Below are 22,913 nucleotides of genomic sequence, written 5' to 3'. Positions count from 1 at the left end.
GCCACGGGTGGTCTGCAGAGGAAACCTGCGCGGGACGGCGAAAATCGCAGGATCCCTGCGTGCGAGACTGGCTGCGAGCGTGCTCCACCCGCCAAGGGAGACGGAGCCACTGGACCAGGTCCGCTCATCCGCAGCCTTTCGCAGGAGGACTCGAATGACCGATACCGCCGTGCTCGCCACCGCCGTGCTCGCCACCGCCCCGCTCGCCACCGCCCCGGACCGCACCCCCGTCGCCAAGTCGATCCTGATGTGCCGCCCCGAGCACTTCACCGTCGTCTACCGGATCAACCCGTGGATGGACCCGGCCGTCCCGACCGACACCGCCCTCGCGCTCCGCCAGTGGCAGACGCTCTACGACACCTACATCGGCCTCGGCTTCGACGTGCAGCTGATCGAGCCCGAGCCGGGCCTGCCCGACATGGTCTACGCCGCGAACGGCGGCTTCGTGATCGACGGCATCGCCTACGGCGCCTCCTTCACCTACCCCGAGCGCCAGCCCGAGGGTCCCGCCTACATGGAGTGGTTCCGCGGCGCCGGCTTCGACGTCCGAGTGCCCGAGGAGATCAACGAGGGCGAGGGTGACTTCCTCCTCGTCGGCGACCGCATCCTCGCCGGCACGGGATTCCGCTCGGCCTCGGACTCGCACGCCGAGGTCGCCCGCGTCTTCGGCCGCGAGGTGGTGACCCTCGAGCTCGTGAATCCGTCGTTCTACCACCTCGACACGGCGATCGCCGTGCTCGACGACACGAACATCGCCTACCTCCCCAGCGCGTTCAGCGACGAGGGCAACCGCGTGCTGCGCGAGCTGTACCCCGACGCGATCCTGGTGTCCGAGGAGGACGCCTCCGTTCTCGGGCTCAACTCGTTCTCGGACGGCCTGAACGTCGTCATCGCCTCGCGTGCGGTCGGCTTCGAGCGCCAGCTGCGCGAGCGCGGCTACCACCCGATCGGCGTCGACCTCTCCGAGCTGCTGCTCGGCGGCGGCGGCGTGAAGTGCTGCACGCTCGAGCTGCGGCGCTGACCCTCTCCCCACTCCGCACTGCCCACTCCGCACTGCCCACTCCCCGCACTGCCCACTCCTCGAAAGTCGTCGTACTCGACACTCGAGTACGACAACTTCTGAGGAGTCGAACGCCTCCAGGAGGTACGACATGAGCATCACCGACACCCACCGGTCCGCCGCCCTCATCGAGGCGGAGGAGGCGCACGCCGCCCACAACTACCACCCGCTGCCCGTCGTCGCCGCGACCGGCGAGGGCGCCTGGATCACCGACGTCGAGGGGCGCCGCTACCTCGACTGCCTCGCCGCCTACTCCGCCGTCAACTTCGGGCACTCGCACCCGGTGCTCCTGGAGGCGGCGCGCGCGCAGCTCTCGCGGGTCACCCTCACCAGCCGCGCGTTCCACAACGACAAGCTCGGCCCGTTCGTCACGGCGCTCGCCGCGCTGGCCGGCAAGGACATGGTCCTGCCGATGAACACCGGTGCGGAGGCGGTCGAGTCGGGCATCAAGGTCGCCCGCGCCTGGGGCTACCGCGTGAAGGGCGTGACGCCCGGTCGCGCGAACATCATCGTCGCGGCGGGCAACTTCCACGGCCGCACGACCACGATCATCTCGTTCAGCGACGACGCCGAGGCGCGCGACGGCTTCGAGCCGTTCACGCCCGGATTCCGCACCGTGCCGTTCGGCGACGCGGCGGCGCTCGAGGCCGCCATCGACGACGACACGGTCGCCGTGCTGATCGAGCCCATCCAGGGCGAGGCGGGCATCGTCGTGCCGCCGGTCGACTACCTGCCCGCGGTGCGCGAGATCACCTCCCGGCACAACGTGCTGTTCATCGCCGACGAGATCCAGTCGGGCCTCGGCCGCACCGGCGCGACCTTCGCCTGCGACCTCGTCGGCGTCGTCCCCGACGTGTACCTGCTGGGCAAGGCGCTCGGCGGCGGAATCGTGCCCGTCTCGGCCGTCGTGGCGAACGCCGAGGTGCTCGGCGTCCTGCAGCCGGGGCAGCACGGCTCGACCTTCGGAGGCAATCCGCTCGCCGCCGCCGTCGGCCTCGCCGTCGTCGAGATGCTCGCCACCGGCGAGTACCAGGCCATGGCCCGCGCCCGCGGCGAGCAGCTGCATGCGCGGCTCGTGACGCTCATCGGCCACGGAGTCGACGCCGTCCGCGGCGCGGGACTCTGGGCGGGCATCGACATCGACCCGGCGCTCGCCTCCGGCCGTGCCGTCTGCGAGGCGCTGATGGAGCGCGGCGTCCTGGCGAAGGACACCCACGGCTCGACCATCCGCCTCGCGCCTCCGATCGTGGTCACCGCCGACGAGATCGACTTCGCCGTCGACGAGCTCGAGGCGGTGCTGGCCTCGCTGCGCTGAGGCCCCGGCGGGTCGTGTTCACAACGAAGGATGGATTCGCGTGCGGGGCTCCGGATCCGCATGATTCCGGTCGTGCCGTCGCATCCTTCCTTCGTTGTGAACACGACGACCCGGTCCGGAGGCGCCGCGGAGCGCTGATCAGGCCAGGGTCGCGAGGACGCTCGGGGCGGAGCCGGACCAGATGCCGACGAGCGCCTCGCCGTCGGCCGGCGCGTCGTCGAGTACGCGGCGCAGCGTCAGCACGAACCCGCCGGCCTCGATGCGCGTCGAGCGCTCATCGCTCCGCGTGGCGATCGCCGGAGGAACGGGGGTCGGGGCGGAGGCGGAGCCGGTCCCGCGGACCGTGGCGGTCGGATCGCGCCGCAGCATCACTCCGTCGATCTCGATCTCGATCTCGGCCTGCACGCCGCCCGTGCGGATCGCGGTGGCGAAGGCGGCGACCGCGACCGGGTCGCCCGCTGCGTCGTACACCCAGCGCTCGCCGAGCACCGAGTGGGTCGTCGTGCCGATCAGCCACGGTTCGCCGCCCTCGAGCGGCGCACCCCGGTAGGTCAGCGGCACCTGCAGCACCGGCCCGCCCGCGGCCCGCACGATCAGCGTCTCGATGCCCACCTCGCCCGCGGGATCGTCGAACCGGTAGGCGGCGACCTGCGCGACGCCTCCGCCCGGGCACCACGGCTGGGCGGGGGCCCACGCCTCGACGAGCTCGAGCTTGGTCGGCGTGATCGTCGCGCGGTGCAGGAGGGCCATGGCCCGATGCTAGGTCAGTGCTCCGCCCCGAGGTTCCCGGCGAGGCGGGTGTGCATCCGGGTCGAGGCGTCGTTCATGCCCTCGATCACGGCGAGCTTGCCGTGGCGGGCGTACTTGGTGGTGATCGCGTCGAGGGCGGCGACGGTCGAGGCGTCCCAGACGTGCGAGCCCGAGAGGTCGATGACGACGCGGGCGGGATCCTCCGCGTACTCGAACTGCGTGGTCAGGTCGTTGCTGGAGGCGAAGAACAGCTCGCCCGTCACGCGGTAGTGCGCGGTCCCCTCCGACACCGTTCGCTCGACCGTGGCGAAGTGGGCGACGCGGCGGGCGAAGACGATCATCGCGGCGACGACGCCGATGACGACTCCGATCGCCAGGTTGTGGGTGATGACCACGACGACGACGGTCGCGACCATCACGAGGGTCTCGCCGAGCGGCATGCGGCGCAGGGTCGAGGGGCGGATGCTGTGCCAGTCGAACGTCGCGACCGACACCATCACCATCACAGCGACGAGCGCCGCCATCGGGATGATCGCCACCACGTCGCCGAGCACCACCACGAGGATCAGCAGGAACACGCCCGCCAGGAACGTCGAGATGCGCGTGCGGGCGCCCGACGCCTTCACGTTGATCATCGTCTGGCCGATCATCGCGCAGCCGCCCATGCCGCCGAAGAAGCCGGACAGCACGTTGGCCGCACCCTGGCCGAGCGACTCGCGCGTCTTCTGCGAGTGGGTGTCGGTGATGTCGTCGACGAGCTTCGCGGTCATCAGCGACTCGAGCAAGCCGACGAGCGCCATCGCGATAGAGAACGGCGCGATCGTCGCGAAGGTCTCCCAGGTCAGGGGCACGTCCGGCACGAACAGCTCGGGGAGGCTGCGTGGCAGCTCGCCCTGGTCGCCGACGGTCGGCACGGCGATCGCCGTCACGACGACGGCCGCGGTGATCAGCACGATCGCGACGAGCGGAGCGGGCACGACCTTCGTCAGCCGCGGCATCACGACCATGATCACGATGCCGATCGCGACGAGCGGGTAGACGAGCCACGGCACGCCGATCAGGTTGGGCACCTGTGCGGTGAAGATCAGGATCGCGAGCGAGTTGACGAAGCCGACCATGACGCTGCGCGGGATGAACCTCATCAGCTTGGCGACTCCGAGCAGCCCCAGGACGATCTGGAAGACCCCCGCGAGGATCACGGTCGCGATGAAGTAGTCCATGCCGTAGTCGCGGGCGACCGGCGCGATCACGAGGGCGACGGCTCCGGTGGCCGCGGAGATCATCGCGGGGCGGCCGCCGAGGAAGGCGATCGTGACCGCCATCACGAAGGAGGAGAACAGGCCGACGCGCGGGTCGACGCCGGCGATGATCGAGAACGAGATGGCCTCGGGGATGAGGGCGAGCGCGACGACGAGGCCGGCGAGCACCTCGCGGCTGAGGATCCGGGGCGTGCGGAGGGCCGTCATCACGGTGGGCTCGGCGCGGTAGCGGGGCGGGGTGGCGGTGGTCATGGAACTCCAGGAGTCGGGGCTCTCGTCGCGAGAGTCGGGAGGGCGCGGCACTCGGCTCGGCGCAGGGAAGAATGTGGGGGCGGGCGAACGCCCTGCGCCAACCCTACCCTCACGTGAGGGTTGATATCGGGAGGTCCGATGCCCGTCACGATGCACATCGGCGAGCTCGCCGAGAAGACCGGTCTCTCGCTGCGCACCCTGCGCCACTACGACGAGGTCGGCCTGGTCACCGCGTCCGGTCGCACCGAGGGCGGCTTCCGTCTTTACACGCAGGACGACTACGACCGCCTGATCCTCATCCGCCGGATGAAGCCGCTCGGCTTCTCGCTCGACGAGATGGCCGCGCTGCTGCGGGTCATCGACCGCATCGAGGGGCACGGAGGCGGCCCCGAGGATCGCGCCGAGCTCGACCGCTTCGTGACCCAGGCCCGCGAGCGCCGTGCCGCGCTGCAGGCGCAGCTGGCGATGGCCGACGAGTTCGTCGAGCTGCTCTCGAGTCGCTGAGAGCGGCGTCCGGAGGCGCGCGACATACCCGGGATCGGCGTCTCGTCGAGCAATCGCAGGGAACGCTGGCAGACTAGAGGGAGCAGCCGCGGACGACAGATCGTTCCGCGCACCCACGATCGCCCTCGCGACCACCCGCACCGTCCCCTCCGCGCCAGTTCGCCGAGGGAACGCGCCGGATGCGAGACACCCCTACCGAGAACTCCGCAGCCTCGCGCCTCCCGCGCCGCCACCCGGACTCCTCCCTCACCGGAAAGCACTCATGAGAAACACCCGCACTGCCAAGCCCGCGCGCCACCACCTCGAGCTCCCCACGCCGAAACCCCTCGAGAAGGGCGGGATGCGCATCACCCCGCTCGGCGGACTCGGCGAGATCGGTCGCAACATGACCGTGTTCGAGCACAAGGGCAAGCTGCTCATCGTCGACTGCGGCGTCCTCTTCCCCGAGGAGAACCAGCCCGGCATCGACGTGATCCTCCCCGACTTCGCCGCGATCCGCTCGCGCCTGAAGGACATCGAGGCGATCGTGCTCACCCACGGCCACGAGGACCACATCGGAGGCGTCCCCTACCTCCTCAAGGAGCGCGGCGACATCCCGATCATCGCGTCGACCTTCACGCTCGCGCTGATCAGCGCGAAGCTCCAGGAGCACCGCATCACCCCGCGCACCCGCCCGGTCAAGGAGGGCGACCGCGTCGACGCGGGCGTCTTCGACCTCGAGTTCCTCGCCGTGAACCACTCGATCCCCGACGGCCTCGCCGTCGCGATCCGCACCGAGGCCGGCCTCGTGCTGCACACGGGCGACTTCAAGATGGACCAGTTCCCGCTCGACGGGCGCACCACCGACCTCCCCGGCTTCGCGCGCCTCGGCGACGAGGGCGTCGACCTCTTCCTCGTCGACTCCACCAACGCCGACGTCCCCGGCTTCGCGATCTCGGAGGGCGATCTGGCCCCCGCGATCGACCAGGTGTTCCGCACCGCGCCGCGCCGCATCGTCGTCTCGAGCTTCGCGAGCCACGTGCACCGCATCCAGCAGGTGCTCGACGCGGCGCAGCGCCACGGCCGCAAGGTGGCCTTCGTCGGCCGCTCGATGGTCCGCAACATGGGCATCGCCGCCGAGCTCGGCTATCTCAAGATCCCCGCGGGTCTCGTGGTCGACATGAAGGTGCTCGAGAAGCTGCCGGCGACCGAGATCGTGATGATCTGCACGGGGTCGCAGGGCGAGCCGATGGCTGCGCTCTCGCGGATGGCCAATAAGGACCACATCATCGACATCGGCCCGGGCGACACCGTCCTGCTGGCCAGCTCGCTGATCCCCGGCAACGAGAACGCGATCTACCGGATCATCAACGCGTTCACCCGCTGGGGCGCGACCGTCGTGCACAAGGGCAACGCCAAGGTGCACGTCTCTGGCCACGCCAGCGCCGGCGAGCTCGCCTACTGCTACAACATCCTCCGCCCCACCGCGGTCCTGCCCGTGCACGGCGAGTGGCGCCACCTCACCGCCAACGCGGCGATCGCGACCCGCACCGGGATCGACGAGAAGAACGTCTTCGTGATCGAGGACGGCGTCTCGATCGACCTCGTCAAGGGCCGCTCGCGCGTCAGCGGACGCATCCCGGCCGACCAGATCCTGGTCGACGGCACCACGATGGGCGTCGCCACCGAGGACGCGATGATCGATCGCCGCGTGCTCGCCGAGGAGGGGGCCATCACGGTCCTCGCCATCGTCGACCTGGACCGCGGCACGCTCGGCGAGCCGGTGGAGTTCTTCACCCGCGGCTTCGTCGAGGAGCCGGGCTGGAAGGACAACGCCAGCAAGGCGATCGACGACGCGGTCCTGCAGGCCGCGGGCAAGCCGACCGACCGCGAGGCGATCGAGGCGCTGATCACGCGCACCCTCGGCCGCTGGCTGACCCGCCGCCACCGCCGCAACCCGGTCATCACGACCATCGTCGTCGAGGAGTAGCCCTCTCGGGCGGTCACGCCCCTCGCTCCTCCCGCACAACTAAGGCTGGGAGGCCGGAACCGCTGAATCCTCGGCGGAACCGGTCTTCCAGCCTTTTTGTGCGACTCGTGCACAGTTCAGCGCCGCGAGGAGCGCATCGCCGCCTTCTGCACGAGGTCGGAGCGCGACAGGAGCTCGTCGTAGAGCGGGGTGCCCGCGCCCACCAGCGCGACGCGGCCCTCCGCGTCGTAGTGCAGGCCCCAGCCGTAGCGCTTGGGCAGGGGCGAGGCACGGAGGCACGGTTGATCCCTGGCGAAGAAGCGCTCCCGCTCCGCGTCGCGCTCGTCGTCGGGGATGCCGGAGCGGAGCGCGTGCACCGTGAACAGGACGTCGTCGGAGGTCAGCTCGTACGGCCGCTCGTGCAGGAGCGCGTACTGCAGCGAGGCGACGGTCGGCTTCGCGCCGTCGGGCGGGACCGCTGCGGTGGCCACGGGGCAGTCCGCCGCGACGGCGATGAACGTCGAGAAGTAGTCGGTCGTCATGGCACGATCCTGCTCGCCTCCGGATCCGCGGTCTTGCAGAATGACGCCAATGAACGAGTCGATGCGTCGCCCGATCGGAGGGACCGAGCGCTCGGGAATCCTGGCCCCCCGGAATCTCGAGCGCTTCTCCGCGTCGATGATCACTCCGTCGGCCGCAGTGCGCGACGTCGTCGACACCTACTGGACCGCGCGGTGGCGGCTCGAGGACGGCGACTCGATCGATCAGCGGATCATCGACCACCCCTCCGTCACCCTCAGCATCGAGCGCGGCCGAGTCCTCGCGCCGTTCGTCGTCTCGGCGGTGCGGGCGACGGCGTGGCGCCGCACCATCGAGGGGTCGGGGGACGTCTTCGCGATCCGCCTGCGTCCGGCCGGCCTCGGCGTCCTGACCGATCTCGATCCCGCGGTGCTCGTCGGCGAGCGCGAGATCACGGTCGCGGACAGGCGTGCTCACCGCCTCCTGTCCCGGATCGCCGCCGCCCCGGACGACTCCGCGCGGGCGCTCGCGGCGGACGCACTCGTCCACGAGCTCCTGATCGAGCGGCCGATGACAGGGCGGCAGCGGCTCGCGAACGCCGCGGTCGATCTGCTCACCGCCCAGCCGCGCGTACGGCCGGTGGCCGACATCGCCGCGGAGTTGCGCTCCTCCCCGCGCAGTCTCCAGCGGGCGGTCGCCCTGTCCGTCGGCCGCGGCCCGCACGAGGTCGCGCGCCGGATCCGGCTGCAGGAGGTGGTGCGCCGGCTCTCGGCTCGCGAGGACATCGCCGCGATCGCCGCGGAACTCGGCTACACCGACCAGGCTCACCTCACGAACGAGTTCCGCGCGGTCGCAGGGACGACCCCCGGTGCCTACGTCGCCGAACTGCACCGGCCCTAGGGGGCGGGTACCGGCGGCGGCGCGGATCGGCGGTTGTCGGCGCGGGGGGCCTGCGCGAGGCTGGCGGAGTCGGCGCCGTCGCCGGCAGTGACGGGAGGCACACCATGCGCACGCTCACCGCGGGGCTCTTCCTGTCGGTCGACGGGGTCGTCGAGTCGCCGAACCTCTTCCAGTTCGACAGCTTCGACGCCGAGCTGGGCGCGCTGATGGGGCGGATGATCGGCTCCGTCGACACCGCCGTCCTCGGCCGGACGGGGTACGAGGAGTGGTCGCAGTACTGGCCGACGGCGCCCGCCGAGGACCCCTTCGGCTCCTTCATCAACCCGATCGAGAAGTACGTCGCCTCCACGACGCTCTCGGGCCCGCTCGACTGGAACGCGACCCTCATCGAGGGTGACGTCGCCGAGTTCCTGATGCGTCTCAAGCAGACCGACGGAGGCGAGATCTCGCTCTTCTCGAGCATCTCGCTGACACGCAGCCTCCTCTTCGCCGGCGTGCTCGACGAGCTGACCCTGATGATCCACCCGGTGATCGCCGGCTCCGGTCGCCGTCTCTTCGAGGCCGGGGACCCCGCGACGCGGCTGGAGCTGCGCGACTCCGTCATCACGAGCGCGGGCAACGCGGTGCTCACCTACGCGGTGCGCACGGCCTGACGGAGCTTCGCTCGAGACGGCCCTTCACCCGTCGAGACACCGCGGCGCTCGTGGCGTCTCGACGGAGAACCGGCCGTCTCGGAGGCGCTTCCAGGACGGCGGAAGGGGGCTCCAGGGCTCCTCCACAGGGACTGCCCGTTAGGGATCCGTAAGGATCCGGAGGATCGGCGCTCGGGCGTCGTCTCGGGCGAGTAGAACAGACCAGTGACCTCCCCCTCCGCAGTCCGCGGTGACGCCGACGCCCTCGAACCCTCACCCCTGCGCTCGGCGCGCCCGGGCGGCCTGCGTGCCTGGCTGCTCGAGGGGCTGCGCGAGAACGCGGGCACCCATCCCGGCCCGCACTCCACCACCGAGAAGACCCACTCGTGGTGGCGGGTGATGTGCCTGACCGGCGTCGACTACTTCTCGACCCTCGGCTACCAGCCCGCGATCGCGGCTCTCGCCGCGGGTCTGCTCTCGCCGCTCGCCACGATCGTGCTCGTGCTGCTGACCCTCTTCGGCGCGCTGCCGGTCTACCGCCGGGTCGCGAGGGAGAGCTTCCGCGGCGAGGGCTCGATCGCGATGCTCGAGCGGCTGCTGCCGTGGTGGGGCGGCAAGCTCTTCGTACTGGTGCTGCTGGGCTTCGCGGCGACCGACTTCATGATCACCATCACTCTGAGCGCGGCCGACGCCACCGCGCACGCCGTCGAGAACCCGTTCGCTCCGGAGTGGTTCCACGGCGCCGAGGTGCCCCTCACCCTGGGCCTGATCACCCTGCTCGCGATCGTGTTCCTCCGCGGCTTCAAGGAGGCGATCACCATCGCGGTCGTGCTCGTCGCGGCGTTCCTGGTGCTCAACGCCGTCGTGATCGTCGTCGCCCTGGCGCACGTCGCCGAGAACCCGGTCGTCGTGAGTGACTGGTGGTCGGCGCTGAACACGCAGCACGGCAATCCGCTGATCATGGTGGGCATCGCGCTGATCGTGTTCCCCAAGCTCGCACTCGGCCTCTCGGGCTTCGAGACCGGCGTGGCCGTGATGCCGCAGATCCGGGGCGAGGCGGGCGACACCGAGGCGAACCCGGCCGGCCGCATCCGCGGCGCCAAGCGGCTGCTGATCACCGCCGCGGTCACGATGTCGGCGTTCCTGATCACGTCGAGCTTCGTCACGACCCTCCTGATCCCGCAGGCCGAGTTCCAGTCGGGCGGGCAGGCGAACGGCCGCGCCCTGGCCTATCTCGCCCACGAGTACCTCGGCGAGGCGTTCGGCACCGTCTACGACATCAGCACGATCTGCATCCTCTGGTTCGCCGGCGCCTCGGCGATGGCGGGGCTGCTGAACATCGTGCCGCGCTACCTCCCCCGCTACGGGATGGCTCCGCAGTGGGCCGCGGCCGTGCGCCCGCTGGTGCTGGTCTTCACGGTGATCGCGTTCGTCATCACGATCCTCTTCCAGGCCGACGTCGACGCCCAGGGCGGCGCCTACGCGACCGGCGTGCTGGTGCTGATCACCTCCGCCTCCGTCGCCGTGTTCCTGTCGGCGAAGCGCAAGAAGCAGCGCAAGCGCTCGATCGGATTCGCGGTCATCGCACTGGTCTTCGTCTACACGACGGTGGTCAACGTCGTCGAGCGACCCGACGGCGTGCGGATCGCCGGGGTGTTCATCCTCGGCATCCTCACCGTGTCGCTGATCTCGCGCGTCCAGCGCTCGTTCCAGCTGCGGGCGACGTCGGTGACCTTCGATGCCGCGGCCCTCGACTTCGTCACCTCCGACGCCGACGAGTACGGCGTGATCCGGGTGCTCGCGAACGAGCCGGATGACGGCTCAGAGGCTGAGTACCGGCAGAAGCTGGCGGAGGAGCACCAGCACAGCAACCTGCCGCGGCGCTCCCCGGTGCTGTTCCTCGAGGTGCAGGCGACCGACTCGTCCGACTTCGAGGAGGACCTGCACGTGCGCGGCGAGGTGCGGCACGGGTTCCGGGTGCTGACGGTCACCTCCGGCAATATCCCCAACACGATCGCGACGGTGCTGCTCGAGATCCGCGACCTCACCGGGGTCATCCCCGACGTCTACTTCGAGTGGACCGAGGGCGACCCGCTGACCAACATGTTCCGCTTCCTGATCACGGGCACCGGCGAGGTCGCGCCCGTCACCCGCGAGGTGCTGCGCCGCTCCGAGGCGCGCCGCTCGCGGCGGCCGGGCGTCCACGTGGGCTGACTCCGCGAGATGCCACTCGAGTACGCCTTCACCGGCGTGTCGCGTACTGAAGTGGCATCTCGCGCGAGGGGTCAGTCGCGCACCGTCGACAGGGGCTCGGTGATGCTCTCGAGGCTGCGGCGCTCGGCGTCGACGCCGTAGACCAGAGCGACGACCCCGCCCACGATCATGACGGCCGCGCCCACGAAGTAGCCGACGGTGAGCGGTCCGCGGTCGCTGCCGTCACCGATCAGCACGCCGTAGAGGGTCGGCGCGACGGCACCGGCGATCTGCCCGAGGGTGAAGAAGTACGAGATCGCCTGGCTGCGCAGCTCGAGCGGGAAGATCTCGCTCACCGTCAGATAGGCGCTCGAGGCGCCCGCCGAGGCGAAGAAGAACGAGACGCACCAGAGCACGACCTGCGTCGTCGCCGTCAGCACGTCCATGCTGAACAGCAGTGCCGAGAGCGCGAGCACCGCGCCCGAGATCCCGTAGGTGAGGAAGATCATCTTCCGCCGGCCCCACACGTCGAACAGGTGGCCGAGCACGAGCGGGCCGAGCAGATTGCCGATCGCGAACGGGAAGAAGAAGTACGAGACCGCGCTCTGCTCGACTCCGTAGAAGTTCTCGAGCACCAGGGCGTAGGTGAAGAAGATCGCGTTGTAGAGGAAGGACTGCGTGATCATCATGGTCGCGCCGACAAGCGTCCGCTTCGGGTACTGCTTGATCAGCACGCGCGCGATGGTGCGGAACGGGATGTTCTCGGTGGCCTTCACGGTGATCGCCTTCGAGTCGTCGACCGGCTCGACCGTGCCGCCCTCGGCCTCCACCCGGCGCTCGATCTCGTCGACCGTGCGCTCCGCCTCCTCCTCGCGACCGTGCGTCATCAGCCAGCGCGGGCTCTCGGGGATGTGCCGGCGGAGGTAGATGATCGCGAGTCCGAGGATCGGACCGAGGAAGAACCCGAGCCGCCAGCCGACGTTCTCGGCGAAGATCTGGTCGTTGAGGAAGAACAGGTTCGCCGCGGAGCCGAGCGCCGCGCCTCCCCAGTAGGTGCCGTTGATCGCGATGTCGACGCGGCCGCGGTACTTCGACGGGATGAGCTCGTCGATGGCCGAGTTGATCGCGGCGTACTCGCCTCCGATGCCCATGCCGGCGAAGAAGCGGAAGACCGCGAGGAACAGGTAGTTCGGCGCGAGGCCCGCCAGGCCGCTCGCGACGAGGTAGATCACGAGGGTCAGGATGAAGAGCTTGCGGCGCCCGAGCCTGTCGCTGAGCCGTCCGAAGATGAGCGCTCCGACGATCTGACCGACGAGGTAGACGGTGCCGAGCACGCCGACCTGGGCGGCGTCGAGCCCGAACTCCTTCGCGAAGCCCGCGGAGGCGACGATCTGGATCTCGAGGCCGTCGAGGACCCACGAGAAGCCGAGCCCCACGACGATCGACCAGTGGAACCGCGTCCACGGCAGCCGGTCGATGCGGGCCGGGACGAGGCTGCGCACCGGACCCTTCGCGTCGCGCGAGTCGGTCGTACCTGTCGACATGAGAACGCCCTCCTGTCGCCCCGGCTCCGTGCACTTCGCGGGTGCGGCGAGACGACGATAGACCCGTGCATCGCCGGGCTATGCACCCCTTGTCCGCACGGTGTGCGGAGGTGTAGAAGCGCGTACCGTCGGCTCATGACGATCCGCGCCACTCTCCGGCGGCAGCTCCCGGAGGGTGAGGCGGCGGATCTCGAGCAGACCCTCCTCGCTCTGCGGGACGGAGTCGCGGACATCCTCGGAGACGGACTCGTCGGAGTCCACCTCACGGGCTCGTTCGTGCTGGGCTGCGGCGATCGCGCGAGCGATGCCGATGTCGTGGTCGTGAGCGCGGAGGCACTGACCGCCGACCGGATCGCGGACGCGAGAGCCTTCCACCGGTCCCTTCCCGACCTGCCTCTCCGCTGGGCCGGACGGCTCGAGGGCAGCTGGGTGACCGCCTCCGCTCTGCGCGACCCGGTAGGAGCCCACGGCCCCTGGCTCTACGTCGACAACGGCAGCCGCGAGCTGGTGGAGTCCTCGCACGACGACACCTGGAACGCGCGCTGGCTGCTCCGGCATCGCGCGATCGCGCTCGCAGGCGCGTCGGCCGCGACGCTGGTGCCCGAGATCGAGCCCCGAGCCATGCGGGCCGAGGCACTGCAGCAGGCCGATGCGCGCGCGCTCTGGGTTCGCGACGACCCGGCGGTGCTGGTGGACGCCTGGGCGCAGCCCTACGCCGTGCTCACCGCCGCCCGGCTGTTGTGGACGGCGACGTCGGGAACCGTCCTCGGGAAGTCGGAGGCGGCCGAGTGGCTGGGCCGCACCGAACCCCGGTGGCGCGGGCTGCTCGAGGCCGCTGTCGACCAGCGACGCCGAGTGACGCCGGCGGATCCCAGCCTCGCGGACCCTGCGGCCGACTTCGTCCGCTGGGTGGCCGCGGAGGCGCGCTCGCTCGTCGCAGGGAGCGCGTCAAGCGCCCCGCGCCCTCCCACCGCCCGCGGCTACGGTGGGCGGATGATCGACGCGACGCCTGCGGGCACTCCTTCCTACGTCCTCAGCGAGGGCCCCGTCTGGGACGCCGGCACCGGCCGCGTGACCTGGGTCGACATCGAAGCGGGCGCCGTGCTCTCGGCACCGCTCACCGCGGAGGGGATAGGCGCGATCTCGCGCTCGGACGTGGGCGAGCAGGTCGGCTGCGCCCTGCCGCTCGGCGACGGACGCGTGCTCGTCGCGCTGACCCGGTGCCTCGCGATCCTCGAGGTCGACGGCTCGCTGACCCGCGGCTCCGAGCTGCTGCCCGAGGGCCACCGCTTCAACGACGGCTCGATCGACCCGCAGGGCCGGCTGGTGGTCGGGTCGCTCACGCTCGGCGACTCCGTGGGCGACGACGTGCTCCTCCGCCTCGAGCACGACGGCTCGATCACGGTGCTCGACCACGACCTGAGGCTCTCGAACGGGCTCGGCTGGTCGCCCGACGGCTCGGTGATGTACTCGGTCGACACGGAGTCCGGGGTCGTCCACCGCCGCTCGTACCCCGACGGCGCCCGCGAGACGTTCATCGAGCTGGAGGAGGGCGTGTTCGTCGACGGGATGACGGTCGACTCCGAGGGCCGGCTGTGGTGCGCGATCTGGGGCGGGAGCGGCGTGCGGGTGTACGACTCCGAGGGGCTGCTCGTCGAGGGTGAGGGGATCGCCGTCGATGCACCGCACGTCTCGAGCATCGCCTTCGCGGGCGAGGGGCTCGACGTGGCGGTCGTCTCCTCCGCCTCGCGCGACCTGTCGGCCGACGAGAAGGCGGCGCACCCCTCCGCGGGCGGCCTGTGGCTGGCGCGGCCCGGGGCGCGCGGCCTGCCGGCGACGCGCTGGGTCGAGACGCGTCTGCCGTGAGGGCCTAGGAGGCCGGTTCGGGCTCCTCCGCGGCGGAGGCGGCCGACGCGGGCTGCGGCACGAGGGTGATGCGCGAGATCCGGTAGCGGTCGGTCTCGGCGATGCGGAGGAGGTGGTCGCCGACGACGAGCGAGTCGCCGACCACGGCGACGCGGCCGATGCGGTCGAGGATGTAGCCGCCGACGGTCTCGTACGGGCCCTCGGGCAGCTCGACGTGGAGGAGCTCCTCGAGGTCCTCGAGGATCATGCCGCCGTCGATCTCGAGGAGGTTCTCGGCGGCCTTCGCGTCGCCCTCCTGGCGGGCGCCGTCGTACTCGTCGTAGATCTCGCCGACGAGCTCCTCGAGCAGGTCCTCGAGCGTGATGATGCCGTCGGTTCCGCCGTACTCGTCGATGACGACCGCGATCTGGTGGCCGTCCTGGCGCATGGTGCGCAGCGCCGAGAGCACCTTCGTGGTGCCGGGGACGGCGAGCATGGGGCGGGTGATGTCCGCGACGGTCCGAGGCGACTCCTCCGGATACGCGGCCATCAGGTCGCGGACGTGGACGAAGCCGAGCACGTCGTCGAAGCTCTCGCCGACGACCGGGTAGCGCGAGTGCGGGGCGCCGAGGACGGCGCGGTACCCCTCCGCCACCGGAAGCTCGCCGCGGAGGAAGTCGACGTCGTGACGCGGGCGCATCACCTCGGCGACGCGGCGGTCGTCGGCCCGGAAGATGTCGGTGAGCAGGCGGCGGCTGTCCTCGTGGATCTCGGTGTTGCTCGAGATCATGTCGCGCACCTCGTCGGCCGAGACGCTCTCGCCCTTCTCGCGCGGGTCGGCCCCGAGGAGGCGCACCACGGCGTCGGTCGACACCGACAGCAGCCAGATGACCGGTCGCATGAGGCGTGCCAGCCCGTTGAGCGGCGGGGCGAGGATCTTGGTGAAGGCGACCGACTTCTGCATGGCCAGACGCTTGGGCACGAGCTCGCCGAGCACGAGCGACAGGTAGGCGATGACGAGCGTCATCGCGATGAGCGCGACGGTCGAGGCGGCGCCTGCCGAGAGCCCGAGCGACTCGAGGGGCGGGACGAGGTCGGGGGCGATCGTCGAGGCGCCGTACGCCGACGAGAAGAGGCCGGCGAGGGTGACGCCGATCTGCACCGCCGAGAGGAACGTGTTGGGGTTGCGGACGAGCTCGGCGATGCGGCGACCGCGCTCGCTGCCGGCCTCGATCGCGCGGACCTGGCTCTCGCGGAGGCTGACGATGGCCATCTCGGTGCCGGCGAAGACGCCTCCGATGAGGACGAAGAGAATGACGAGGCCGATGTTGAGGAGAGTGTCTAAGTCCACCGAGCCAGAGTAGGGATGCCCGCCGTGAGAACGCCTCGTGCTTTCTCAGGGAACGCCCGGACGGCGGGCTGCCGGGATTGTCGGGGGGGGGTATCGGAGGCGGCGGCGTCAGACCAGGCGGCGGGAGGAGTCCGTCACGAGGCGGAACCAGCGAGCCCCGTAGCCGTCGAGGGCGAGGGTCACGGAGGCGTCGGAGTCGACGGGCATCGACTCGCCCGTGAGAGAGTCCACGAGGCGGGCCCCGGCCGGCGCGTCGGGGAGCCGGAGCGTCACCGTGCTCGGAGCCGACGCGAAGCTGTGCGCGGCGATCGTGGTCCCCGTCGACGCCGACACCCGGTGCGCGAAGACGGCCGGGTCGTCGGCGGGCAGGTGCGTGTACTCGCCCCAGCCGATCTCGGGCGAGCGTCGGTACAGCCGGGCGAGGCCCTTCACGTGCGCGAGCAGCGAGTCGGGGTCGCGCAGCTGGTCGGCCGCGTTCACGTGCTCGGGCGAGAAGCCGCCCTCGGTGACGGCGGCGACCAGGTCGGAGGCGTCGGCCCGCGAGAAGCCGCCGTTCGCCGCCGCGCTCCACTGCATCGGCGTGCGCACGCCGCTGCGCCCAGGGACGGCGGCATTCTCGCCCATCCCGATCTCCTCGCCGTAGTAGAGGACGGGCGCGCCGGGCAGCGAGAACAGCAGGCTGTAGATCATCCGGATGCGACGCGGATCGCCGTCGACCATCGGCGGGAGGCGGCGGACGATGCCGCGCCCGTGGATCCGCTGCGACTGCTCCGGAGCGAACGCCGCGAAGACCTCGTCGCGCTCGTCGTCGGACAGCTGATCGAGGGTGAGCTCGTCGTGATTGCGGACGAAGTTCGCCCACTGGCTGCCGGTCGAGATCGCGGGGCGGCTCGCGAGCGCTTCCGCCAGCGGTGCCGCCTCGCCCCGCGCGAGCGCCAGGTAGAGGCGCTGATTGCCGATGAAGTCGAACTGCATCGACAGCTCGTCCGCGTCCTCGCCGCCGAAGAACGCGAGCTGCTCGTCGCGGCCGATGTTGACCTCGCCGAGCATCATCGCCTCGCCCGAGCGGCGCGAGACGAAGCGGCGGAGCAGGCGCAGCCACTCGTGCTCGTCGGGAGCGCCGGGGGTGATCAGATAGGGCACCGCGTCGACGCGGAAGCCGTCGACGCCGAGCTGCAGCCAGAAGCCGACGAGCTTGGCGATCTCGTCGCGGACGGCCGGGTTGTCGGTGTTGAGGTCGGGCTGGTGGCGGTAGAAGTTGTGCAGGTAGTACTGCCCGGCCTCGTCGTCGAAGAACCAGACGCCGTCCTCCGCGTCCGGGAACACGTTCGCCGGCTGGTCGGCCGGCGCCTCGTCGCGCCAGAGGTAGTAGTCGCGGTAGGGGCTGTCGGGGGAGGAGCGCGCGGACTGGAACCACGGGTGCTGGTCGCTGGTGTGGTTGACGACGAGGTCGACGATGACGCGCATGCCGCGGTCGTGGGCGGTGCGGATGACCTCGACGACGTCGCCGTGGTGGCCGTAGCGCTCGTCGACTCCGAAGAAGTCGCTGATGTCGTAGCCGTTGTCGCGGCCCGGCGACGGGTAGAACGGTGCGAGCCAGAGGCAGCTGACGCCGAGCTCGGCGAGGTAGTCGATGCGGTGCGCGAGGCCCTCGAGGTCGCCGACGCCGTCGTCGTTCCAGTCCATGAAGGTCTTGACGTCGAGGTTGTAGAAGACGGCGGAGCGCCACCACAGGTCGCTGGTGTCGGTGACCCTCATGCGTCGAGATCGTTCTGCAGGGCGGGGGTGTGCTTGATCACGGGGCGGCTCCGGGGTCGGGGGTGGTCGTCCTCCGGCGAGCGTAGGTGGGCGGCGGATCGGCGTCTGCTCGTTGACTTCTCAGGTTCTCGGCGGCGCACCTCCCGCGCGCCCCTCCCCTGCGTGGACCGCCGAAAACGCAGGAGTTGTCGTAGTCGGGTGCCGAGTACGACAACTCGTGGAGTCTCGAGCGGGGCGAGGCCGCTCAGGCGTGTCGGCGGGCGAGCCTACGCTGAGGGGATGCATCCGCTCGACGCCCAGGACCCGCTCGCGCCGTACCCCGAGCTGTTCGTCCGCACCCCCGAGGTGCGCTCCTACCTCGACGGCAACTCGCTCGGGCGGCCGCTGCGGGCGAGCGTCGAGGGCCTCGCGCGGTTCGCCGAGGAGGAGTGGGGCGGCCGCCTCATCCGCGGCTGGGCGGAGTCGTGGCTCGACCGCCCGCTCGAGGTCGGCGATGCGCTCGGCGCGGCGGCGCTCGGTGCGGCCGCGGGGCAGACGGTGGTCGCCGACTCGACGACCGTGCTCCTCTACAAGCTGGCGCGCGCCGCGGTCGCGCGACAGGCGGCGGAGGGTCGCGACGAGATCGTCGTCGACACCGACAACTTCCCGACCGACCGCTACGTGCTCGAGGGCATCGCGGCCGAGACCGGGAGCACCCTCCGCTGGATCACCTCCGACCCCGAGCGCGGCGTCTCGACGGAGGATCTCGCCCCGGTGCTCGGCGAGCGCACCGCGCTCGTGCTGCTGAGCCACGTCGCCTACCGCTCGGGGTTCCTCGCCGATGCCGCGGCGATCACCGCGCAGGCGCACGCGGCGGGCGCGCTCGTGCTGTGGGACGCCTCCCACTCGGTCGGGTCGGTGCCGATGCAGCTCGACGCGTGGGGGGCCGACCTCGCCGTCGGCTGCTCGTACAAGTACCTCAACGGAGGCCCGGGGGCGCCCGCGTGGGCGTACGTGGCGTCCCGGCACCAGGGCTCGCTCGCGCAGCCGATCCAGGGCTGGATGGGCGTCGCCGACATGTTCGAGATGGGACCGGGCTACGCGCCCGCCGACGGGATGCGGCGGTTCCTCAGCGGGACGCCTCCGATCACGGCGATGGTCGCCATGCAGGACATGATCGGGCTGATCGGCGCGGTCGGCATGCCCGCGGTGCGCGCGAAGTCGGAGGCGATGACGGCCTATGCGCTCGAGCTGGCCGACGAGTGGCTGGTGCCGCTCGGAGTGCGGGTGGCGACTCCGCGGGTGCCCCAGGAGCGCGGCTCGCACGTGACGATCGCGCACGAGTCGTTCGCGGGGCTGGTGCCGCGGCTGCAGGCCGAGGGGATCATCCCCGACTTCCGCCGGCCGGACGGCATTCGGATCGGGCTGTCGCCCCTGTCGACGACGTTCGCCGAGCTCGAGCTCGGGATGGCGGCGATCCGCGACGCGCTGATCCAGTAGCCCGCGGAGCAGGAGCCGGGTGGAGGGTCAGTCTGCGGCCTTGCGGGTGCGCTTGGTGTTCTCGCGCTGGAGGGCCTCGACGAGCTCGGGCTTGGTCATGCGGGAGCGGCCGCGGATGTCGAGGCGCTTCGCGAGGTCGAGCAGGTGCGCCTTGGTGGCGTTCGCGTCGACTCCGCCTGCCGCCTCGCCCGAGCCGGAGGGGCCGCTCTGGGCGGCACGGTCGTCGGACGGACCCTTCTCGGCCTTGCGCTCCCAGTGGTCGCCGACCTTCTCGTACTCGTGCTTGAGCGCGGCGAAGGCGGTGCGGTGGGCGCGCTCGCCGTCTCCGTAGCTCTCGACGGCCGAGTCGTGCGCGGCCGACCACAGGGCCTGCGCGTGCTCGTCGGAGCGCTCGATGGTGGACGGGATCTGCTCGTTCCTGGGCATGGTGCGCCTCCCTCTCGTCCCCTCGACGCTACGACTCGTGCCCCGGCCGCGGACCCCGTTGACAGCTCCGCGAGATGCCACTCGTGTACGCGACACGCCGGCGGAGGCGTACCCAAGTGGCATCTCGCGAAAGGCGGCGAGCCGTCAGCCCAGCAGGCGCTCCTGCACGAAGTCGCTCGCGAACGTGCCGGCCGGGTCCCACTCGGAGCGCAGCGCGCGCCAGTCGGCGAGGTGCGGGTAGAGCGGCGCGATCTCGGAGGCGCCGGCGAGGAAGTGCTTGCCCCAGTGCGGCCGGGCGCCCAGCGGCAGCAGCGCGCCCTCGACGGCGGGCAGCACCGCGTCGACTCCCGCGCGGTCCTTGGCGAAGGTGAAGTGGACGCCGACGCTGTCGCGACCCGACGCGGGGGAGAGCCACTGGTCGTCGCCCGCCATGGTGCGCAGCTCGGTGATCAGCAGCACCTCGTCGATCCGCTCGCCGATCGCCCGGAGGGCCACGATCGCCTCGCGGATGTTCGCGCGCGGCACCATGTACTCGCTCTGGATCTCGTCCCCGGCGCTCGGCTCGCGGTCGAGGCGGAAGTGCGGCAGGCGCTCCGACCACGGTCCGACGGAGCCGCCGAACGGGTTGAGGTTCGAGTCGACGCCCTCCGAGACGGCGAAGAGCGAGGCGGAGGCGGCGATCGCGCCGAGGTGCGTCGCGTCGACATCCGCGACCGAGCCGTTCTCGACCTTGGTCTTCAGCCACAGCTGCTCGACTGTCGGGCTCGACCAGTGCGTCATGAGGCTGACGCTGTAGGCGGAGGAGGTGATCGCGTCGAAATCGTCGAGCACGCGGTCCCACGGCAGGTCGACGAAGGCGTCCTGGCGGACGTCGAAGGTCGGCTGGATGTCGAGGGTGACGCGGGTGACGATGCCGAAGGCGCCGAGTCCGACGACCACGCCCTCGAAGCCGGGCTCGCCGCGGCGGATGGTGCGGAGCGACCCGTCGGCGGTGACGAGCTCGAGCGCCGAGACGGCGGAGGAGAGGTTCGCGTTGCGGTCGCCCGACCCGTGGGTGCCGGTCGAGATCGCTCCGGCGACCGAGATGTGGGGGAGGGAGCCCATGTTGTGCAGGGCGTAGCCGTTGGCGTGCAGGTGCTGGGCCACGATGCCGTAGCGGGTGGCGCCCGGGACGGTGATCGTGTTCGCGTCGGCGTCGATCACCGGCTCGAAGGCGAGGCGGCCGAGGTGCAGCAGGGCGCCCGGGGTGTCGGGGAGCGAGTTGAAGGAGTGGCGGGAGCCGAGCGCGCGGACGCGGTCGTTCTCGCGGACGAGGCGCTGCACCTCCTCGATCGACTCGGGCTCGATGATGTCGGCGGCGCGGTACTCGTAGGTGCCCGCCCAGTTGCTCCGTTGCGTCATGCCACCCATTCTGCCGCGCGCGCCGACCTTTTGTTGCCCCTTGCAACGAATCGTCGCGGGCGCCCAGGGAACCCCGGACAGAGAATCCCGGTCCGGGGGTTCGCTCGAGGCGGATCAGTACTCGATGCGCCCGTGGCGCGAGTGGAACTCGCCGGTGGGGCCGTCGGGGCCGATGAGTGCGAGGGCGACCGTCGCGTCGGTGCCCTCCGTCACGGTCTGGTGGCCGCCGTGGCCGTTGAAGTCGGTCGCGGTGTAGCCCGGATCGGTCACATTGACGCGGAACTCCGGCAGGTTCTTGGCGTACTGCACCGTCAGGGCGATGACCGCGGCCTTCGACGCGGCGTACGGCACGGCCTGGACGGGGAACTCGTCGGCGCTCGGGGTGGAGAGGGCGCGAGGCCAGCCGACCCCGGAGGAGACGTTCACGATCACGGGCGCGGCCGAGCGTCGGAGGAGCGGCAGCGCGGCCTGGGTCACCCGGACGATCCCGGTGACGTTGGTGTCGAGGACGCTCGCCATCGCCTCCGCCGACAGGTCGTCGACGCCGAAGGAGGTGCCGAGCACGCCGGCGTTGTTGACGAGCACGTCGAGCTCGGGCAGGGAGGCGATCGCCGCATCGACGCTCGCCGCATCGAGGACGTCGAGCTGCACGGCGTGCGCTCCGAGGGCGCGGACGGCGTCCCCGTCGGCGGTGTCGCGCATTCCGGCGTACACGGTGTGGCCGGCCTCGAGGAGGCGGCGGGCGGTCTCGAGTCCGAGGCTGCGGTTGGCCCCGGTGATCAGTGTCGTTGTCATGTCCCCATGCTGTGCCCGTGCCGCCCGCCGCCCCAGGTATCGCCTGGCGCCAGGACTGCTGATACCAGGACTGCCGGTACCAGGACCGCAGCGCCCCGGAGGGGGGAGCATGGGGGCATGAGCGAATTCGCGAGCGTGCTGAGGTCGTGGCGCGAGCGCGTCCGCCCGGCGGAGGTCGGACTGCCCGCGGGGGCCGGCCGGCGCACCGCCGGGCTCCGTCGCGAGGAGCTCGCCGCCCTCGCCGGCGTGAGCGTCGACTACATCGTGCGGCTCGAGCAGGGCCGCGCGGTGAACCCCTCGGGGCAGCTGCTGGGCGCCCTGGCCGTCGCCCTCCGGCTGACGGCTCAGGAGCGCGACCACCTCTTCCGCGTCGCCGGAGTCGCGCCGCCGACGCCGGCGCAGGTTCCGCAGCACATCACCCCGGGGGTGCAGCGCATCGTCGACCGCCTGGGCGACGTGCCGCTCGCCGTGTTCACCGCGGCCCACGACATCCTGCTGTGGAACCCGCTCTGGGCCGCGATCAACGGCGACCCCTCGCGCTTCACCGGGCTCGACCGCAATCTCGTCTGGCGGCACTTCACCCAGGGCCACGCGGGCACCGACTTCGACGAGCGGCACGAGGAGGAGTTCGCGGCCGACCTCGTCGCCGACCTGCGCGCTGCCGTCGGCCGCTACCCCGACGACGCCGCGCTCGCCCACCTGGTCGTGCGCCTGCGGGCGGCCTCGGCGGACTTCGCCGCACGCTGGTCGCAGGCGCACGTCGCCGAGCACCGCGCGAGCCGCAAGACGGTCACGGCGACGCCCGTCGGGCCGATCACGGTCGACTGCGACGTGCTCTCGGTGACCGGCGGCGACCTGCGGATCGTGGTGTACACGGTGGTGCCGGGATCGGCCGACGAGGCGCGGCTCGATCTGCTGCGCGTGACGGGGCTGCAGGAGCTGACGCCGACGGTGTGACCGAGGCCCTCTTGCGGCGCCATCG

At 71.2% G+C, this 22,913-nt stretch carries 19 protein-coding genes; 10 read left to right on the top strand and 9 right to left on the bottom strand.

The genetic code is table 11. The features are described 5' to 3' along the window. Positions 1-154: 154 nt before the first annotated feature. On the top strand, positions 155-1,021 hold the full coding sequence (ddaH, locus tag ASG06_RS16745) for a dimethylargininase (RefSeq protein WP_056044704.1): 867 nt from the start codon (positions 155-157) through the stop codon (positions 1,019-1,021). A 130-nt stretch (positions 1,022-1,151) separates the two neighbouring features. Further along, positions 1,152-2,375 (top strand): ornithine--oxo-acid transaminase, encoded by a 1,224-nt coding sequence (gene rocD / locus ASG06_RS16740; RefSeq protein ID WP_056044702.1) that lies wholly within the window; start codon positions 1,152-1,154, stop codon positions 2,373-2,375. 138 nt (positions 2,376-2,513) lie between these two features. Here rocD and ASG06_RS16735 read toward each other — a convergent pair whose 3' ends face one another. After that, the gene (locus tag ASG06_RS16735; RefSeq protein ID WP_056044700.1) at positions 2,514-3,125 is read right to left on the bottom strand and encodes a CG0192-related protein; all 612 of its coding nucleotides are present in this window, start codon (positions 3,123-3,125) and stop codon (positions 2,514-2,516) included. Between the two features lie 14 nt (positions 3,126-3,139). Beyond that, positions 3,140-4,636, bottom strand: coding sequence for a SulP family inorganic anion transporter (locus ASG06_RS16730; RefSeq protein WP_056044698.1), 1,497 nt, complete (start codon positions 4,634-4,636; stop codon positions 3,140-3,142). Positions 4,637-4,774: 138 nt separating this feature from the next. On the opposite strand from ASG06_RS16730, the gene ASG06_RS16725 reads away from it, so the two are divergent. Both ASG06_RS16725 and ASG06_RS16720 read left to right on the top strand, forming a co-directional pair. Further along, positions 4,775-5,140 (top strand): MerR family transcriptional regulator, encoded by a 366-nt coding sequence (locus ASG06_RS16725; RefSeq protein WP_056044694.1) that lies wholly within the window; start codon positions 4,775-4,777, stop codon positions 5,138-5,140. 340 nt (positions 5,141-5,480) lie between these two features. Next, positions 5,481-7,109, top strand: coding sequence for a ribonuclease J (locus ASG06_RS16720; protein WP_197409451.1), 1,629 nt, complete (start codon positions 5,481-5,483; stop codon positions 7,107-7,109). A 116-nt stretch (positions 7,110-7,225) separates the two neighbouring features. Here the strand turns inward: ASG06_RS16720 and ASG06_RS16715 are convergent, their stop codons facing one another. Beyond that, positions 7,226-7,630 carry a DUF6157 family protein gene (locus ASG06_RS16715; RefSeq protein ID WP_056044691.1) on the bottom strand — a complete coding sequence of 135 codons (405 nt, stop codon included), beginning with the start codon at positions 7,628-7,630 and terminating at the stop codon, positions 7,226-7,228. 49 nt (positions 7,631-7,679) lie between these two features. On the opposite strand from ASG06_RS16715, the gene ASG06_RS16710 reads away from it, so the two are divergent. The 3 genes from ASG06_RS16710 (at position 7,680) to ASG06_RS16700 (ending at position 11,353) form a co-directional block, all read left to right on the top strand. Then, entirely contained in the window at positions 7,680-8,507 is an 828-nt protein-coding gene (locus ASG06_RS16710; RefSeq protein WP_231727802.1) for a helix-turn-helix domain-containing protein, read from the top strand. Between the two features lie 104 nt (positions 8,508-8,611). Further along, positions 8,612-9,160 carry a dihydrofolate reductase family protein gene (locus ASG06_RS16705; protein ID WP_056044688.1) on the top strand — a complete coding sequence of 183 codons (549 nt, stop codon included), beginning with the start codon at positions 8,612-8,614 and terminating at the stop codon, positions 9,158-9,160. A gap of 204 nt (positions 9,161-9,364) precedes the next feature. Further along, positions 9,365-11,353 (top strand): amino acid permease, encoded by a 1,989-nt coding sequence (locus tag ASG06_RS16700; protein ID WP_442965619.1) that lies wholly within the window; start codon positions 9,365-9,367, stop codon positions 11,351-11,353. A 71-nt stretch (positions 11,354-11,424) separates the two neighbouring features. On the opposite strand, the gene ASG06_RS16695 is transcribed toward ASG06_RS16700, so the two are convergent. Next, positions 11,425-12,876 carry an MFS transporter gene (locus ASG06_RS16695; protein WP_056044685.1) on the bottom strand — a complete coding sequence of 484 codons (1,452 nt, stop codon included), beginning with the start codon at positions 12,874-12,876 and terminating at the stop codon, positions 11,425-11,427. 135 nt (positions 12,877-13,011) lie between these two features. On the opposite strand from ASG06_RS16695, the gene ASG06_RS16690 reads away from it, so the two are divergent. Next, positions 13,012-14,742 (top strand): SMP-30/gluconolactonase/LRE family protein, encoded by a 1,731-nt coding sequence (locus tag ASG06_RS16690; protein WP_056044683.1) that lies wholly within the window; start codon positions 13,012-13,014, stop codon positions 14,740-14,742. A gap of 4 nt (positions 14,743-14,746) precedes the next feature. Here ASG06_RS16690 and ASG06_RS16685 read toward each other — a convergent pair whose 3' ends face one another. Both ASG06_RS16685 and ASG06_RS16680 read right to left on the bottom strand, forming a co-directional pair. Continuing rightward, positions 14,747-16,072, bottom strand: a complete 1,326-nt coding sequence (locus ASG06_RS16685) for a hemolysin family protein (protein ID WP_056044681.1) — start codon at positions 16,070-16,072, stop codon at positions 14,747-14,749. Positions 16,073-16,180: 108 nt separating this feature from the next. After that, positions 16,181-17,830 carry an alpha-amylase family protein gene (locus ASG06_RS16680; protein ID WP_056044680.1) on the bottom strand — a complete coding sequence of 550 codons (1,650 nt, stop codon included), beginning with the start codon at positions 17,828-17,830 and terminating at the stop codon, positions 16,181-16,183. Positions 17,831-18,109: 279 nt separating this feature from the next. Here ASG06_RS16680 and ASG06_RS16675 point away from each other — a divergent pair, with 279 nt between their 5' ends. Continuing rightward, a complete protein-coding gene (locus tag ASG06_RS16675; protein ID WP_056044679.1) occupies positions 18,110-19,309 on the top strand; it encodes a kynureninase in 1,200 nt (399 codons plus the stop codon). A gap of 27 nt (positions 19,310-19,336) precedes the next feature. Here ASG06_RS16675 and ASG06_RS16670 read toward each other — a convergent pair whose 3' ends face one another. The 3 genes from ASG06_RS16670 to ASG06_RS16660 all read right to left on the bottom strand — a co-directional run bounded on the left by ASG06_RS16670 (position 19,337) and on the right by ASG06_RS16660 (position 21,931). Next, positions 19,337-19,735 (bottom strand): ChaB family protein, encoded by a 399-nt coding sequence (locus ASG06_RS16670; protein ID WP_056044677.1) that lies wholly within the window; start codon positions 19,733-19,735, stop codon positions 19,337-19,339. A 144-nt stretch (positions 19,736-19,879) separates the two neighbouring features. Further along, positions 19,880-21,136, bottom strand: coding sequence for a D-arabinono-1,4-lactone oxidase (locus tag ASG06_RS16665; protein WP_056044675.1), 1,257 nt, complete (start codon positions 21,134-21,136; stop codon positions 19,880-19,882). Positions 21,137-21,250: 114 nt separating this feature from the next. After that, positions 21,251-21,931 carry an SDR family NAD(P)-dependent oxidoreductase gene (locus tag ASG06_RS16660; RefSeq protein ID WP_056044673.1) on the bottom strand — a complete coding sequence of 227 codons (681 nt, stop codon included), beginning with the start codon at positions 21,929-21,931 and terminating at the stop codon, positions 21,251-21,253. A 117-nt stretch (positions 21,932-22,048) separates the two neighbouring features. Between ASG06_RS16660 and ASG06_RS16655 the strand changes: the two genes are divergently transcribed. After that, positions 22,049-22,888, top strand: coding sequence for a helix-turn-helix domain-containing protein (locus ASG06_RS16655; protein WP_056044671.1), 840 nt, complete (start codon positions 22,049-22,051; stop codon positions 22,886-22,888). Positions 22,889-22,913 lie beyond the last annotated feature (25 nt).

It is taken from the genome of Rathayibacter sp. Leaf185, assembly GCF_001423885.1.
Classification (GTDB): Bacteria; Actinomycetota; Actinomycetes; order Actinomycetales; family Microbacteriaceae; genus Rathayibacter.
This window is presented reverse-complemented; position numbering and strand designations above follow the sequence as displayed.